We start from the raw sequence: 14,635 nt of genomic DNA, 5'->3' as shown, positions 1-14,635 counted from the left end.
AGATTGCATTGCGTCCGCCGCGCCTCATCCTCGCGCGGCTGTGGAGATCCGCATGAGGAGAGGGAAATGACCGAGGAGGAGATGATCGCCAACGGCAAGGCGCTCTTCACCAAATGCTATGGCGATGTCGTGCCAATGCCTGCCAAGGTCGAGCCCAAGGGCTATTCCGGCATGAGCATGAAGATGTTCAACGATTTCTGGGGCGACGAGCGGCTGTCGTTCCGGGAAAAGCGGATGGTGGTGATGGGCGTGCTCGCCGGATCGGGCGCCGATCCTTCCCTGTTCGCGATCCACGCCCGCTCCGCGCTGCAAAATGGCGAGATGACCGCGGAGGAGCTGCGCGCCGTCGTGCTGATGACGCTGCCCTATGTCGGCTATCCCTATGCCTCGCCGGCCTTCCTCGCGACCGAGAAGCTGATCGCCGAGCTCGGCTTGGGATGAGGGGGGATATGTCGTGATGACGAAGAGAGGGTGTCAGGCTGTCTCAATTTGTCTCGCGAAAGCCAGCGGCACACCCGTGAGCCGCCGCAATTCTTCGATCGTCAACCCGTCGACCAGCTCGATCACGCGCGCACCCTCTGGGCCGACCGCGATCACGCCGAGATCGGTGTAGATGCGCGAGACGCAGCCGAGCCCGGTCAGCGGATAGGTGCAGCGCTCGACCAGCTTGCTCTCGCCCTGCTTGGTGAGCAGGTCCATCATCACGAAGGTCTGCTTCGCGCCGATCGCGAGGTCCATCGCGCCGCCTACCGCCGGGATCGCGCCCGGCTCGCCGGTGTGCCAGTTGGCGAGATCGCCGTGGATCGAGACCTGGAAGGCGCCGAGCACGCAGATGTCGAGATGACCGCCGCGCATCATCGCGAAGCTGTCGGCATGATGGAAGAAGCAGCCGCCGGTCAGCAGCGTCACCGGCTGCTTGCCGGCGTTGATCAGCTCGGCATCCTCCTCGCCCTTTGCCGGCGCCGGGCCCATGCCGAGCAGGCCGTTCTCGCTCTGCAGGAAGATGTCGCGCTCCACAGGCAGGAAATCGGCCACTTTGGTGGGCAGGCCGATGCCGAGATTCACATAGGCGCCTTCGGGAATGTCGCGGGCGACGCGGGCGGCCATCTGGTCGCGGGTCATGCGGTTCATATTGTCTCTCCGGTCAGGCGGCCATGGGTTGCGTGGCGGCGGTCGCGATCTGGACGACGCGCTGGACGAAGATCCCCGGTGTCACCACCACCTCGGGGTCAAGCCCGCCCAGCGGCACGATCGCGGAAACCTGTGCGATCGTCGTCGCGGCGGCCATCGCCATGATCGGCCCGAAGTTCCGCGCCGTCTTGCGGTAGACGAGATTGCCCCAGCGATCGCCCTTCAGCGCCTTGATCAGCGCGAAATCGGCACGGATCGGATATTCCAGCACATAGTCGCGCCCGTCGATCCGGCGCGTTTCCTTGCTTTCGGCCAGCAGGGTGCCGAAGCCGGTCGGCGTGAAGATCGCGCCGAGCCCGGCTCCCGCGGCCTGGATGCGGGCCGCCAAATTGCCCTGCGGCACCAACTCCAGCTCGATCTGGCCGGCGCGATAGGCGGCATCGAAATGATGCGAGTCGGATTGGCGGGGGAAGGAGCAGATGATCTTGTGCACACGGCCGGCCTTGATCAGCGCGGCGACGCCGGTCTCGCCATTGCCGGCATTGTTGTTGATGATCGTGAGATCGCCCACGCCGCGTGCGATCAGCGCGTCGATGAGCTGGTCCGGCATGCCGGCGGTTCCGAAACCGCCGATCATCACCGAGGCGCCGTCGCCGATATCGGCCACTGCGGCTTCGGCGCTTTCCACCGACTTATCGATCATCTCGTCTTTCCTTCCGTAGATCGGTCCGCGCGCTGTCCGACTGGACATGGGATGTGTCAATCGATAAACGTCATATTGTACGATTATCGATCAATTATTGAGGGCGGGATGGCGGGCGCGATCGAGGCGGAGGGGGACCCGGATTTCATGACCTCGTTGGCGCGGGGGCTTGCCGTGCTGCGCTGCTTTGCCGAGCAGCAGCGGCCGATGACCATCGCCCAGGCCTCTCGTCTGACCGGGCTCAGCCGTCCCGCGGTGCGGCGCTGCCTGCATACGCTCGTTCGCCTCGGCTATGCCGCGCAGGACGAGACCAACTATGTGCTACGCCCGAAGACGCTGGCGTTGGGTTATGCCTATCTCTCCTCCAGCTCGCTTGCGCTCAAGGCGCAGCCCTTGCTGGACGAGCTGCGCGACGAGCTCCACGAATCCTGCTCGCTGGGCGTAATCGAGGAGGATGAGGTCTATTATGTCGCGCGCGCCGAGGTCTCGCGGATCATGTCAGTCGCGCTGCGCGTCGGCAGCCGGCTGCCGCTCTACAACACCTCTATGGGCCGCGTCCTGCTTGCCTCCCTGCCGCGCGCCGAGCAGGAGGCCTATCTGGCGCGTACCGAACTGAGAGCGGTCACGCCGCACACCCAGACCGATCCGGCGAGCCTGCTGGCGATCTTCTCGACGGTGCGGGACCAGGGTTACGCGATCGTCGACGAAGAACTGGAGCCGGGCCTGCGTTCCGTCGCGGTGCCGGTAACGGGGCGTGCCGGCCTCGTCGCCGCACTCAACATCGGCACCCAGGCCGCACGCGTGCCGCTCGCGGACCTTTACATGCGCTGCCTGCCGGCGCTGCGCCGCGTCGCGCGCGATCTCGGCAGCATGGGACTTTAGCAGCAGGGTCATTCTGTCCATCTTGCACGCGGGCGCGAATTGATCCATCGCCCCCGCCCATGTCGCGGGCGCTTCGCACAGGACGGGTCATGCCGCAGGCCTTCACGCTTGCGCTGATCATCTGCGCCCTGCTCATGCGCATGCTGGTCCCCCAGGGCTGGATGCCGGTCGACACGGCCGACGGATTGCGCATCACCATCTGTACCGGCGCCGGCCCCGTGCAGATCGAGCTGCCGCGGCAGAGCGCCGCCAGCGACGGCACGCATCACCGGACCGGAGACCAGGGGCATGGCGCCGCCGAAATGCCCTGCGCATTCAGCGGCCTCGCTCTCGCGCTCGACACGCCGTCGCTGCCGGGCTTCGTCGCGCCGATCGTCACGCTATTGCCCTGGCTGGCCGGTGCACCGGGTTTCGTCACCATTGGCCGCGGCCTCGCCGCGCCGCCTCCACCGGCCACCGGACCCCCGCTCGCCTGATCTCCCGCCGCGCTTCGGCGCGGCCCGGACGTGACAGGTCGATAGGAGCGCGTGACCCCTCGCGGCATGCGCGCACCGTTCTGCCCTGTCGCGCCCCGACGGCCCACGCCGTCCCAGGATCAGACAAGGGGACTATCATGACGAGCTTGCAGCGGGCGACGTGGCCATTCCTGGCCGCCGCCTCGATCATCGCCTTTTCCGCAACGGCGGCCGCCGCCGAATCCGCCGATGCCGGCGCGCCGTCGCCATCTGCGGACGATATCCTCGTGACCGCGCAGCGGCAGCAGCAGACCATCGAGAATGCGCCGTCCACCCGCGCCACGGTCACGGCGGAGCAGATTTCCGCAACCGTCAATGCGGTGAACATGGAAGACACGCTCAAGTATCTGCCGAGCCTGCTCGTGCGCAAACGCCATATCGGCGACACCCAGGCGCCACTTGCCACGCGCACCTCCGGCGTCGGTTCCTCCGCCCGCAGCCTCATCTATGCGGACGGCGCGCTGCTCTCCGCGCTGATCGGCAACAACAACACCAATGCCAGCCCGCGCTGGAGCCTCGTCAGCCCGCAGGAGATTGCGCGCATCGACGTGCTCTACGGCCCCTTTTCCGCGGCCTACCCCGGCAATTCGATCGGCGCCGTCGTCAACATCACCACGCGCCTGCCGGATACGCTGGAGGCCACCGTCTCGGCGGGCACCAACGTCCAGACCTTCAGTCAATATGGCACCGACGAGACGCTGCCCGCCTATCAGGTTGGCGGCACGATCGGCGACCGCTTCGGTCCGCTCGCGCTGTTCGCCAGCGTCGATCATGTGACGAGCAACAGCCAGCCTCTGCTCTATGTCACCGCTGCGCAGGCGCCCGTCGGCAGCAACGGCGCCTATCCCGATCGCAACCGACTGGGGCAGTCGATCCGAGTGCTGGGGGCGAGCGGCTTCGAACATCAGCGACAGGACCGGATCAAGCTGAAGGCGGCGCTCGATATCACGCCCGCCATCCGGCTCACCTATGTCGGTGGCCTGTTCCTCAACGATACCGTCGCGCATGCCGAAACCTATCTCACCGATCAGGCGAGTGGCGGCTCCGTCTATACCAGCGCTTTCTCCAGCGGCGTCTATCGCACCGAGCAACGCCACTGGTCACATGCTTTGTCTGCGACGGGCAGCAGCAGCCGGTTCGACTGGCAGGTCATCGGCACGCTCTACGATTATGCCCATGACACGCAGCGCACGCCGACCGGCATGCTGCCGTCGGCGGCCGATGGCGGAGCCGGCACGATCACCCGGCTGAAAGGGTCGGGCTGGAAGACGTTCGATGCCAAGGGCGCGTGGAAGGTGGACGCGGCCGGCCGCAACCTCCTGAGCTTCGGCGCGCATGGCGATTGGTTCGAGATCGACAGTAACCGCTATGTGACGACGGACTGGCTTTCGGGTGACGCGGGCGCGCTCAACCTCCAGTCCAAGGGTAAGACGCGCACGCTCGCGCTCTGGGCGCAGGATGCCTGGACGATCCTGCCCGATCTCACATTGACCGTCGGTGGCCGATACGAATGGTGGAAGGCCTATGACGGTCGCAACTTCTCGCTGTCGCCCTCCATCCCGCTGGTGATCCAGCCGAGGGTGACGGCGCATCGCTTCTCGCCGAAAGCCTCGCTTGCCTGGGACGTCGCGCCCGAGTGGACGGCGCGTCTGTCGTTCGGCCAGGCCCCGCGCTTCCCGACCGTCGGCGAACTTTATCAGCTCGTCACATCGCCGGTGCCTTCGGTGCCCAATCCGTCGCTCAAGCCCGAGCGCGCCCGATCCGAGGAACTGGCGATCGAGCGGCACGATGCGCATGGCTCGATCCGCCTGTCGCTGTTCAACGAGGATGTGAAGGATGCGCTGATCTCGCAGACCGGCCCGCTCGCCGGCACCACGATGGTCGGCACCTATGTCCAGAATGTCGATCGCACGCGGGCGAGGGGCGTCGAACTCGCGGTGCAGCGCACCGACATCCTGCCGCGCTTCGATCTGCAGGCCAGTGTCACCTATGCGGATGCCGAAACGCGCCGCAACGCGACCGTGCCCGCAGCCGAAGGCAAGCTGCTCCCGCAGGTGCCGCGCTGGAAGGCAACGGTGGTCGGCACCTGGCGGCCGGTGGACGAGGTCTCGCTGACCGCGGCGATGCGCTATGCCAGCCGCATGTACGGTACGATCGACAACAGCGATGTCGTCGGCAACACCTATCAGGGCTTCTACAAATATCTGGTAGTCGATCTGCGTGCCGAATTCCGGGTGGACCGCCACTGGTCTCTCGGGCTCGGCGTCGACAACGTCAACAACGACAAATATTTCCTCTTCCATCCCTTCACGCAGCGCAGCTTCCAGGCGGACTTCACCTGGAAGCTGTGAGCTTCTGCTTCGTCACGACTGAAGACGAGGCCGGCCACACCGGCCGGCCTCGCTCCTTATTCGGCTTGTTCAGGCCGCGTCGACCAGCACGATCTCGCTGTCCTCGATCGCGGTGACCTTCAGCACCTCGATCTCGCTGATCGCCGCGCCGTCGCGGGCGTTGACGCGGATCCCCTCGATCTCCACCGCGCCGCTCGCCGGCACCAGATAGCCGAGCCGATCCTTGCCGAGCGGATATTCGGCGGTCTCGCCGGCCTTCAGCGTCGCACCGACGACGCGGGCGTCCGTCCGGATCGGCAGCGCGTCATTGTCGTTGGCGAAGCCGGAGGCGAGCACCACGAATTGGCCCGCCCGATCGCCCTTGGGAAAGGGCTTGGCGCCCCATTGCGGCTGGTCTCCGGTCTTCGACGGAATGATCCAGATCTGGAAGATCTTCGTCGTCACATCCTCCAGATTATATTCCGAATGGCGGATGCCGGCGCCGGCGGACATCACCTGGACGTCGCCCGCCTCGGTGCGGCCCTTGTTGCCCAGGCTGTCCTGATGGGTGATCGCGCCTTCGCGGACATAGGTGATGATCTCCATGTCGCGATGCGGGTGGGGTGGAAAGCCGGTTTGCGGCGCGATCGTGTCGTCGTTCCACACGCGCAGGTCACCCCAGTGCATGCGGGCATCGTCATGATAGGTGCCGAAGGAGAAATGATGCTTGGCGTCCAGCCAGCCATGGTTGGCACCGCCCAGGGCGTTGAAGGGGCGAAGGTCGATCATATCCTGTCTCCATTCCGGGCCGTCGGTCGGGACGGCGATTGCTGTTGAGGCAAGAAATAGGCATTGCAGGCTTTCGGAGTAGCCGGATAAAATCCATCGAAATGTTCCAGGGAGTTGAATGATGGCAGGACCGGGCACGCCGACTTTCGATCAGCTCCGCATCTTCCTGGCGGTCGTGGACACGGGCAGTTTCGCCGCGGCCGGCCGGCGGCTCAACCGTGCCGTCTCGGTGATCAGCTACGGCATCGTGAATCTGGAGCAGCAGCTTGGCCTTACGCTGTTCGACCGAGAAGGTTCGCGCAAACCGGTGCTCACTACCGCGGGCCGCGCGCTGCTCGCCGAGGCGCGCACGATCGCGCAGGGGGTCGACGGGCTGCGTGCCAAGGTGAAGGGCCTGCTGGATGGGCTGGAAGCCGAGGTGGATCTGGCGGTGGACGTGATGCTGCCCTCCGAACGGCTCGGCAAGGTGTTGCGCGCCTTCGCCCGGGAATTTCCCACCGTGCAGCTGCGTCTCCATGCCGAGGCACTGGGCGCGATCACCGCGATGGTGCTTGATCGCGTCGCGGTGGTCGGCATTTCGGGGCCGCTCGCGGCGGGTGTGGATGGGGTGGAGTGCATCTCGGCCGGCTCCGTGCCGATGGTCCCGGTCGCCGCGCCGGATCACCCGCTCGGCCGCATGGAGCGCATAGCGCCGGGGGCGGGGCGCGAGCATATCCAGCTCGTCCTCACCGATCGCTCGCGCTTCACCGAGGGGCAGGATTATTCGGTGCTGAGCCCCAAGACCTGGCGCCTCGCCGATCTCAGCGCCAAGCACGCGCTGCTGCGCGAAGGCATCGGCTGGGGCAATATGCCGCTGCCGATGATCGAGCCCGATCTGGTGGCCGGCACGCTGGTTCGCCTCGCCATGCCCGATCATCCCGGCGGCACCTATCGCTTCGCCGGCGTCTGGCGCCGCGACACGCCCCCGGGCCCTGCCGCTTCCTGGCTGCTCGACCAGTTCGTGACGCTCGGCGCCGACGATCAGGAGCTCGAGGGCATGGGGGATATTTGAACGGGAAGGATGGATTGCTTCTTCCTTTCGTCCCGACGAAAGTCGACATGACGGGAAGATAGGGAACATCGTACATGCGTACCGGCCGGCTCGAAGCCTTCACCGATGGCGTGGTCGCCATCATCATCACGATCATGGTGCTGGAGCTGAAAGTGCCCGCGGGCGGCAGCTTCGCCGCGCTCTCGGCCAGCGTGCCGATCCTGCTCGCTTATGTCCTCTCCTTCGTCAATGTCGGGCTCTACTGGAACAACCACCATCACCTGATGCACGCCACCGACCGGATCGACGGGCGCGTGCTGTGGGCCAATCTCTTCCTGCTCTTCTGGCTCTCGCTGGTGCCCTTCGTGATCCGCTGGCTCGACGAGAGCAGCTTCTCGGCTGCGGCGACTGCGGCCTATGGCGTGGTGCTCGGCATGGCGGCGATCGGCTATCAGGTAACGGAACGCGCGATCATCGCCGTGAACGGCCGCGATTCCGCCCTCGCCCGCGCGGTCGGCGCGGACCGCAAGGGCAAGATCAGCATCCTCCTTTATGCGATCGCCATCCCCGTCTCCTTCTGGATCCAGGCAGTGGCGATCGCGCTCTACGTGGCGGTGATCCTGGTGTGGCTCATCCCCGACCGGCGGATTGAGCGGGTGTTGAAGGAGTGATGGGTCGGGCGAGGTGAGTCGATTGGGATTTGGCGTTTCGTCAATTGAGATTGGAAGATCGTTTTGCCCAAATCTTGCCAATCATGACCCGATTGGGTGGTAATAAAAGTTGCGATCTGGGGTTTCAAAATGATGTGCGCGGCAACGTTTCATCTGTGTATTGCGATAATCGGTCTTGCGGTCGCTGCACTGAGTTTATTTTACTGGGTTCAAGACGGCGGTTGGCTCATTGCGGTGACATTTATTTTTCTTATCGGTGCTATAATCGACATTCTGTACTGGTGGAAGGCTCCTCGCTAGCCGAGCAAATATATCGATGTCTCGGCCAGAGGCCGAAAACCCCAATCGCTGCAGTTGTAAGCGTCGAATCCCATGATATGTTACCTGAATGATACGTTTTATTGCCTGCATTTTAGCTATCATGGTCGGCCTATCAGTCGGTTCGACGATTGATAGATTTTTGCAAATATATCCAAATTTTTGCCAGGCGCTCGCAATTGCCGGCGGCATTTTTGCTTATGAACCCATTAAGGGCCTTCTCGAAGGTCGATTTACCTCGACACACGAAAGCTGAAAGTCGAGATTCCCCCAATTTCGGAAATGCATCTGCAAGGTGCAGCCGATACTCACGCCGGCTCCCGCGAAGCCGGATGCAGTGCGCACGCCGCCGTCCCGGCCAGCACCAGCACCCCGGCGAGCGCCAGCGGAACGCTGAGCCCCGTCCGCATCACCAGGACCGCGCCGATCACGGCCCCGCCGAAGATCGCCGCGACGCTGCCGATCCGCCGCGCCCAATTGGGATTGGCGCCGCCCGCCAGCGAGGAATCCGCCGCAAGGCCGGTCAGGGTCAGGGTCAGCACGGTGGTGGTGAGATCGGGGATCTTGAGTTGGCGGATGGTGGCGTTGCGGAAGCCCATCGCGATGCCGGTCAGCGCAATGATCGCATAGACGCTGGCGCCGGGGCTCTGGCTTGCGATGTCGAAGCCGATCGCGACGCCGGCCGCGATCCACAGCAGCGCCGCCTCGATCGTCGCGGCGACCATCAGCCAGTGGCGCAGCGGCCGTCCGGCATGCGCCTTGCCGGTGCGCCCGGCGATCAGCGCGCCGCCCAGGAAGGCGCAGATCGCGACCAGATAAGGCGCGACGCGAAAACCCGGCGTGCCCGCGGCGGCAAAGCCGAGGAACACGATGTTTCCGGTCATGTTGGCGGTGAACACCTTGCCTAGGCCGAGCACGCTGATCGCATCGACCAGCCCGGTCGTCACGGAAAGTAGCAGCAGCAGCCAGGGGAGGGGCGACGGTGTGGCGGTGTTGGTGGGCATGTCAGTCCCTTCCTGTCAGAGGGCGGTGTTTATAGCTTACTTTTCCGCAAGCATTGGGGCGACGCATTGCGCAGGGAGCCGCTTCTTCGTCATGCTGACGAGTAAGAAGGGTCCCTGACGATAGGTGAACGCCGCAGCCCTTGCAGAGAGAGGAGATGAATATCGATCGAGGCTTATGACCATCTTCGTCAGATCCGGAAATTGGCTTCCACGCCCAGCATGCCGATCGTCTTCGCCGGCCCGGTCTCGCGGATGAAGGCGCCCGGCGCGAAGGCGGAGAGCGAGGTGGAGAGCTCGAGCTCCGGTGTCGCCTGCCAGCTCAGGCTCGCTTCCAGCTCCTTGCCGATGAAGCGCGCCTTCGCACTGCCCGGCGCGCGCAGCAGGTGGCCCGGAATGTCGTAGACGCCGTCCCCCCGGCTATAGCGCCAATAGGCCATGGCGGAGATCCCCAGCGACAGGTCATGGCGCAGCGCCAGCGTGACGCCCGGATTGGTGCTGATGATGTTGGTGGGGCCGACCGGCGACAATTCGCCGAAATATTTGCCCTTGGGGAACAGCGCGTTGAACGTTCCGAGCGTCTTGTCGCCGGCATGGCGATCGCCGCTCACGACGTTCACCCGCAGGATCGCGTGCGGCGCCAGCGGGGCGGTCGGGAAACGGCGGCCGAATTCGGTGCCGAGGGTCCAGGCCCGGATGGACTCCCCCGCGAAGCTGCCGAACTGGAGGACGCCTTCCACGTTCCAGTCCCAATCGCCGGCGGTGCCGTGGCTGCGTAGGCCGATGCTGTGCCGTCGTTCCACGCCGCCGCGGCTGCCGAAGCTGGCGGCGCCGTTGCGGTAGCCGAGATAATAGAGGTCGAGGCCGGGCAGTGCGGCATAGACGCCCCACAGGCTCTTCGTATCGGACGCGGCGTCGTCAAAGTTCCCCTTGCCGGGCTGCACTGGACGCACCGCCAACAGGCTGATCACGCTAGTGCCGCTCCGGATGTCGGCGCGGAATCCGTCGAAGGCGAGAGGCACGTTGGGGCCGTAGCGCGTGCCGATCAGCCTTTCGGTGCCGAGCGACAGCATCTGCCGCCCGCCGCGCACGGTGAGCGAGGTGTTGGCTGCGATCGGCAGCGTGACGTCGGCAAAGCCCTGCAGCAGATCGAGGCCGGTTTCGTCCACCGGTCCCGCGCTCGGCGCCACACCCACCGCCTTGGCGAGGATCGGCTGGACGAAGGCGCGCACCTGCCCGACATGCAGGTCGACATAGGGCATGGCGCGCAGCCAGACATAGGAGTCGTTCGGCGCCGGGCCGTCGCCCCAGCCATTGTTCCGATAATTTTCGGACCGCAGCCGCAGCTCGCCGCCGGTGGTCAGCCATGCGCCGCCGCGGCTGTCGAGCGGGATATATTTGAACTTCTCGGTCCACCGTCCGGTCTGCTCGTCCGGGTCCGCAAGTGCAGACCAGTCCTCGTCATAGCGGGTGATGGTGAGGGTGGGCGGCTGCCACGCCTCGCGCTCCGCCGCCACCGCCGGTGTGCTGCCTGCGAGCAGGCCGATGGCAAGCGTGCCGCCCCGAAACGCGCTCTTCCGCGCATTTCCCAACAGACGCTCAGGCACGGCCGGTCTCCGTCCGGTTCCCGGTGATCGCCGCCAGCGCGAAGCCGCCGACGAGGCCGACATGTTCGAAGAAGGCGTTCATCGCCGTGAAGCGTTCGCTGCCCTGCATCGTCCAGAAGGCATTGGCCTTCAGCGCGGCGAGTGCGGTGAACACGCCCAGCATGCCGGCCCCCAGCCACAGCCAGCGGCCGGTGAGGATCAGCATCGCGCCGCCCAGCTCGACGAGGATGGTGAGCGCGGCCCAGAAGGCCGGCGGGGTCATGCCGAAATGGGCCTGCTCGGCGATGGCGCCGGGAAAGTCGGCGAGCTTTACGATGCCGCCCTGCAGATAGGCGCCGACCAGCGCCAGCCGCGCCGCCCGGCCGGTCCAGGGCGATGCGAGCGCCGCCTGGACGAAGGGCGGCGCGGGGGAGGCACTGACGGGGTTCATCGCCCTGCCGCCGCGTGGATCTCGGCGATGTAGCCGCCGGGGAACTGCACGATCGCCGCTTTCCGGTCGCCGGCGTCATAGGGACCGTTGACGATCGCCGCGCCGGCCGCCGTGGCCTTGTCCAGCGTCGCCTTGAGATCGCTCACCTCATAGCCGGTCATGTCGCGGCCATAAGGCCAGGGCAGTGCGCCGTCGCTGACGATGAGGACGATCTTGCCGTAGCCGGACTGGATGCGCACCCGGCGAACGGTGGTGTCCGGCCGTCCGATTTCGGTGCCCGGCGCGGCGCGCTCGTCCGAGACGATCGTGCCGTGCGCGAAGCGCTTCCACTGCGCGAGGAAGGCATCGGCGGCGTCCGCGGTCAGGTAGACGCGGTTTTCCGGCACGGTCGCAAGTGGTGCGTAGCTGGGCTTGGTAGTGTGCCAATAGAGCTGCATGTTCACGCCGCCGGCCCATTGCACCACCACGTCGCGGCCGATCGGGTCGGGGAAGGTGGTCAGCATGCGCACCGCGCCCGCCTTGCGCGCGGCCTCCGCCGCGGCGTCGATGTCCGTCACCAGATAGCCGGTCCGTTCCGCGCCGAAGGGATAGGGGATCGGTGTCTTGAAACCGAAGACGGAGATGCTGCCGGCTGGCGTCAGCACCAGCTGCGAGATGGTCTGGCTCGGCGTCGGCGTCACCTGGAACACGCCCTGCTTCGAAGTCGTGCCGCCGAAGGTGGCGACGAAGCTCGTCACGAACCGGTCGAAATCCGCGGCCGGCACATAGACATGGGTCGTGTCATATTGCGGGCCGACTGAATAGTCGGTGGCGGCTTTCGTCGCGGCTTGCGCCGGGAGGGTCGGTGTCGTCGAGACTGCGAGGCCGATCAGGCTGGCGGTGATCAGGGTCTTGATGCGGATGATCATCGGATATCTCCAGTGGTGTTTGCGTGTATTCGAGCCCTGTCGTTCTTTCTTTTCCTTCGTCGGGATGACGATGGTTAGGATGGCGTCACACCGCCCAGCAACCGCAGCCGAGGGCGCCCCAGAAGCTCTGCACGTCGGCAGCGGGAACGGCGGTGCCGAGCGCGGCGGCATGGTCGTGGCCGTGTACCGAGCAGGCGCTATGGCAGCCGCAGGCGGAGGCGAGCTTTTGTGCGGTCTCCGGCCGGCGCCAGTGGCCGCCGAAGGTGGCGACCGGCGACCAGTCGGGTGTCGGTTTGGGCAGCGCCGGGGCGATTGGCGCATAATCGCCCTCGCCATGCACGATCTTGCCGCCGAGCAGGGTCAGCACCGCCCGCAGATGGACGATCTCGTCCTCCGGCACCGTGAAATAATCGTCCGAGAGCAGAGCGAGGTCGGCGAGCTGGCCCGCCTTGATCTGGCCCTTCTTGCCCTGCTCGCTCGAGAACCACGTATTCGCCTCGGTCCAAAGGCGCAGCGCCGTCTCGCGGTCCAGGCGGTTGGCGACCGGGTAGAGCCGCAGGCCGCCGACGGTCTTCGACGTAACCAGCCAGGAGAGCGACACCCAGGGATTGTAGCTGGCGACGCGGGTGGCGTCGGTGCCGGCGCCGACCGGCAGGCCTGCGGCCATCATCTTGCGGATCGGCGGGGTCCGCTCGGCAGCCTTGGCGCCATAGCGTTCGACGAAATATTCGCCCTGGAAGGCCATGCGATGCTGCACGGCGATGCCGCCGCCGAGCGCCGCGATGCGATCGATGTTGCGATCGCTGATCGTCTCGGCATGGTCGAAGAACCAGTTGAGGCCGCTCAGCGGAATGTCGCGGTCCACCTTCTCGAACACGTCGAGCGCGCGGGAGATGGTTTCGTCATAGGTGGCGTGCAGCCGCCAGGGCCAGCGCCGCTCGGCGAGCAGGCGGATGACCGGCTCGAGATCACCTTCCATATGCGGCGGCATGTCCGGTCGCGCGACGCGGAAATCCTCGAAATCCGCAGCCGAATAGACCAGCATCTCGCCCGCGCCATTGTGCCGATAGCTGTCGTCGCCGTCCCCCGGCTTGATCTGGGTCGACCAGCTGGCGAAGTCCTTGAGCTCTTCCTTCGGCTTCTGGGTGAAGAGATTATAGGCGATGCGCAAGGTGAGCTCGCCATCCCGGTGGAGCTTCTCGATCACTTCATAGTCGTCGGGATAGTTCTGCGACCCACCGCCTGCATCGATCACGCTCGTGACGCCCAGGCTGTTGAGCTCGCGCATGAACTGGCGGGTGGAATTGACCTGATAGTCCTGCGGAAGCTTGGGGCCCTTGGCCAGCGTCGCATAAAGGATGGTGGCATTGGGCTGGGCGAGCAGCAGGCCGGTCGGGTTGCCCGCCGCGTCGCGGACGATCTCGCCGCCTGGCGGGTTCGGCGTGTCCTTCGTATAGCCCACCGCCAGCAGCGCGGCGGCGTTCAGCAGCGCGCGATCGTAGAGGTGGAGGATGAAGACGGGCGTATCCGGCGCGGCGGCATTGATCTCGTCGATCGTCGGCAGGCGCTTCTCGGCGAATTGATGCTCGGTGAAACCGCCGACGACGCGCACCCATTGCGGCGGGGGGGTGTTTTCCGCCTGCTTCTTCAGCATCGCCATCGCATCGGCCAGGGTGGGTACGCCCTCCCAGCGCAGCTCCATATTATAGTTGAGCCCGCCGCGGATCACATGGATGTGGCTGTCGATCAGCCCGGGGATCATGCGGCGGCCCTTGGCGTCGATCACTGTCGCGTCCGGCGCGGCGGCGGCCCGCACCTCCTGCTCGGAACCGACGGCGAGAAACCTGCCGTCGCGGATGGCGACGGCTTCGGCGATCGGATTGGCGCGGTCGAGCGTGGTGATCTTGGCGTTGACGAGGATCGTGTCGGTGGCGTGCATCGGTGATTTTCCCTGAGCGGATGTAGCGAGGGCGGCTGCGGCGGAACCGGCGAGCGCCTGCCGGCGGGTGAGAAGGGTCATGCGGCGCGGTCCTGCGCGTCGTCCGCCTCGCGCACGGCCTGCGGGCCGAGGATGTGGGCCGCGCAATCCGTCTTCACATAAGCGAGGGCATCCTGCCCCCGGAACAGCCGCTTCGCCACCGGCAGTGCCTGCTCGCCGATCAATATGCCGAGCAGGCCGATCAGCGCGATCGCCGGCGGTGCGGGGGAGCGGACGTTGAGCAGGCTGTAGATGAGGCCGACGAGCAGGCCGGCGGCGAGAGAGAGCAGATAGGGTTTCATGTCTCTATCCCCTTTTCGGAAGGACGGAGCCGGCACGGCG

At 65.8% G+C, this 14,635-nt stretch carries 15 protein-coding genes; 6 read left to right on the top strand and 9 right to left on the bottom strand.

Features of this window, described 5'->3' with window-relative positions:
- The first annotated feature begins 66 nt into the window (after positions 1-66).
- On the top strand, positions 67-441 hold the full coding sequence (locus GQY20_RS26795; protein ID WP_157220239.1) for a carboxymuconolactone decarboxylase family protein: 375 nt from the start codon (positions 67-69) through the stop codon (positions 439-441).
- 33 nt (positions 442-474) lie between these two features.
- Here the strand turns inward: GQY20_RS26795 and GQY20_RS26790 are convergent, their stop codons facing one another.
- Together GQY20_RS26790 and GQY20_RS26785 are read right to left on the bottom strand one after the other, a co-directional pair.
- Entirely contained in the window at positions 475-1,131 is a 657-nt protein-coding gene (locus GQY20_RS26790; protein WP_157220238.1) for a 3-oxoacid CoA-transferase subunit B, read from the bottom strand.
- Between the two features lie 13 nt (positions 1,132-1,144).
- Positions 1,145-1,834 carry a 3-oxoacid CoA-transferase subunit A gene (locus tag GQY20_RS26785; protein ID WP_157220237.1) on the bottom strand — a complete coding sequence of 230 codons (690 nt, stop codon included), beginning with the start codon at positions 1,832-1,834 and terminating at the stop codon, positions 1,145-1,147.
- A 108-nt stretch (positions 1,835-1,942) separates the two neighbouring features.
- Here GQY20_RS26785 and GQY20_RS26780 point away from each other — a divergent pair, with 108 nt between their 5' ends.
- The 3 genes from GQY20_RS26780 (at position 1,943) to GQY20_RS26770 (ending at position 5,582) form a co-directional block, all read left to right on the top strand.
- Positions 1,943-2,716 carry an IclR family transcriptional regulator domain-containing protein gene (locus GQY20_RS26780; protein WP_157220236.1) on the top strand — a complete coding sequence of 258 codons (774 nt, stop codon included), beginning with the start codon at positions 1,943-1,945 and terminating at the stop codon, positions 2,714-2,716.
- An 89-nt stretch (positions 2,717-2,805) separates the two neighbouring features.
- Positions 2,806-3,192 carry a hypothetical protein gene (locus tag GQY20_RS26775; RefSeq protein WP_232476273.1) on the top strand — a complete coding sequence of 129 codons (387 nt, stop codon included), beginning with the start codon at positions 2,806-2,808 and terminating at the stop codon, positions 3,190-3,192.
- Positions 3,193-3,329: 137 nt separating this feature from the next.
- Positions 3,330-5,582: a TonB-dependent receptor gene (locus tag GQY20_RS26770; protein WP_157220234.1), complete on the top strand. Its 2,253-nt coding sequence runs from the start codon at positions 3,330-3,332 to the stop codon at positions 5,580-5,582.
- Between the two features lie 69 nt (positions 5,583-5,651).
- Here the strand turns inward: GQY20_RS26770 and GQY20_RS26765 are convergent, their stop codons facing one another.
- A complete protein-coding gene (locus GQY20_RS26765; RefSeq protein WP_157220233.1) occupies positions 5,652-6,350 on the bottom strand; it encodes a pirin family protein in 699 nt (232 codons plus the stop codon).
- Positions 6,351-6,471: 121 nt separating this feature from the next.
- Between GQY20_RS26765 and GQY20_RS26760 the strand changes: the two genes are divergently transcribed.
- Positions 6,472-7,401, top strand: a complete 930-nt coding sequence (locus GQY20_RS26760) for a LysR family transcriptional regulator (RefSeq protein WP_157220320.1) — start codon at positions 6,472-6,474, stop codon at positions 7,399-7,401.
- Positions 7,402-7,475: 74 nt separating this feature from the next.
- The gene (locus tag GQY20_RS26755; RefSeq protein WP_157220232.1) at positions 7,476-8,051 is read left to right on the top strand and encodes a TMEM175 family protein; all 576 of its coding nucleotides are present in this window, start codon (positions 7,476-7,478) and stop codon (positions 8,049-8,051) included.
- Positions 8,052-8,677: 626 nt separating this feature from the next.
- On the opposite strand, the gene GQY20_RS26750 is transcribed toward GQY20_RS26755, so the two are convergent.
- The 6 genes from GQY20_RS26750 to GQY20_RS26725 form a co-directional block, all read right to left on the bottom strand.
- Positions 8,678-9,373 carry a YoaK family protein gene (locus GQY20_RS26750; protein ID WP_157220231.1) on the bottom strand — a complete coding sequence of 232 codons (696 nt, stop codon included), beginning with the start codon at positions 9,371-9,373 and terminating at the stop codon, positions 8,678-8,680.
- A 188-nt stretch (positions 9,374-9,561) separates the two neighbouring features.
- Positions 9,562-10,977: an alginate export family protein gene (locus GQY20_RS26745; RefSeq protein WP_408641139.1), complete on the bottom strand. Its 1,416-nt coding sequence runs from the start codon at positions 10,975-10,977 to the stop codon at positions 9,562-9,564.
- The gene (locus tag GQY20_RS26740) at positions 10,970-11,407 is read right to left on the bottom strand and encodes a DoxX family protein (RefSeq protein WP_157220229.1); all 438 of its coding nucleotides are present in this window, start codon (positions 11,405-11,407) and stop codon (positions 10,970-10,972) included. The genes GQY20_RS26745 and GQY20_RS26740 overlap by 8 nt, the downstream gene beginning before the upstream one ends.
- A complete protein-coding gene (locus tag GQY20_RS26735) occupies positions 11,404-12,315 on the bottom strand; it encodes a VOC family protein (RefSeq protein WP_157220228.1) in 912 nt (303 codons plus the stop codon). The genes GQY20_RS26740 and GQY20_RS26735 overlap by 4 nt, the downstream gene beginning before the upstream one ends.
- Positions 12,316-12,400: 85 nt before the next feature.
- Entirely contained in the window at positions 12,401-14,335 is a 1,935-nt protein-coding gene (locus tag GQY20_RS26730) for an amidohydrolase (protein ID WP_157220227.1), read from the bottom strand.
- Complete coding sequence (locus GQY20_RS26725; RefSeq protein WP_157220226.1) at positions 14,332-14,595, bottom strand: DUF1427 family protein; 264 nt, start codon at positions 14,593-14,595, stop codon at positions 14,332-14,334. Before GQY20_RS26725 ends, GQY20_RS26730 begins: the two co-directional genes overlap by 4 nt.
- Between the last annotated feature and the right edge of the window lie 40 nt (positions 14,596-14,635).

This window comes from Flavisphingomonas formosensis, from assembly GCF_009755815.1.
Classification (GTDB): domain Bacteria; phylum Pseudomonadota; class Alphaproteobacteria; order Sphingomonadales; family Sphingomonadaceae; genus Flavisphingomonas; species Flavisphingomonas formosensis.
This window is presented reverse-complemented; position numbering and strand designations above follow the sequence as displayed.

Coding starts and splice junctions, on each gene's coding strand:
- GQY20_RS26795 (WP_157220239.1), top strand. CDS start 67: ATGACCGAGGAGGAGATGATCGCCAACGGCAAGGCGCTCTTCACCAAA.
- GQY20_RS26790 (WP_157220238.1), bottom strand. CDS start 1,131: ATGAACCGCATGACCCGCGACCAGATGGCCGCCCGCGTCGCCCGCGAC.
- GQY20_RS26785 (WP_157220237.1), bottom strand. CDS start 1,834: ATGATCGATAAGTCGGTGGAAAGCGCCGAAGCCGCAGTGGCCGATATC.
- GQY20_RS26780 (WP_157220236.1), top strand. CDS start 1,943: ATGGCGGGCGCGATCGAGGCGGAGGGGGACCCGGATTTCATGACCTCG.
- GQY20_RS26775 (WP_232476273.1), top strand. CDS start 2,806: ATGCCGCAGGCCTTCACGCTTGCGCTGATCATCTGCGCCCTGCTCATG.
- GQY20_RS26770 (WP_157220234.1), top strand. CDS start 3,330: ATGACGAGCTTGCAGCGGGCGACGTGGCCATTCCTGGCCGCCGCCTCG.
- GQY20_RS26765 (WP_157220233.1), bottom strand. CDS start 6,350: ATGATCGACCTTCGCCCCTTCAACGCCCTGGGCGGTGCCAACCATGGC.
- GQY20_RS26760 (WP_157220320.1), top strand. CDS start 6,472: ATGGCAGGACCGGGCACGCCGACTTTCGATCAGCTCCGCATCTTCCTG.
- GQY20_RS26755 (WP_157220232.1), top strand. CDS start 7,476: ATGCGTACCGGCCGGCTCGAAGCCTTCACCGATGGCGTGGTCGCCATC.
- GQY20_RS26750 (WP_157220231.1), bottom strand. CDS start 9,373: ATGCCCACCAACACCGCCACACCGTCGCCCCTCCCCTGGCTGCTGCTG.
- GQY20_RS26740 (WP_157220229.1), bottom strand. CDS start 11,407: ATGAACCCCGTCAGTGCCTCCCCCGCGCCGCCCTTCGTCCAGGCGGCG.
- GQY20_RS26735 (WP_157220228.1), bottom strand. CDS start 12,315: ATGATCATCCGCATCAAGACCCTGATCACCGCCAGCCTGATCGGCCTC.
- GQY20_RS26730 (WP_157220227.1), bottom strand. CDS start 14,335: ATGACCCTTCTCACCCGCCGGCAGGCGCTCGCCGGTTCCGCCGCAGCC.
- GQY20_RS26725 (WP_157220226.1), bottom strand. CDS start 14,595: ATGAAACCCTATCTGCTCTCTCTCGCCGCCGGCCTGCTCGTCGGCCTC.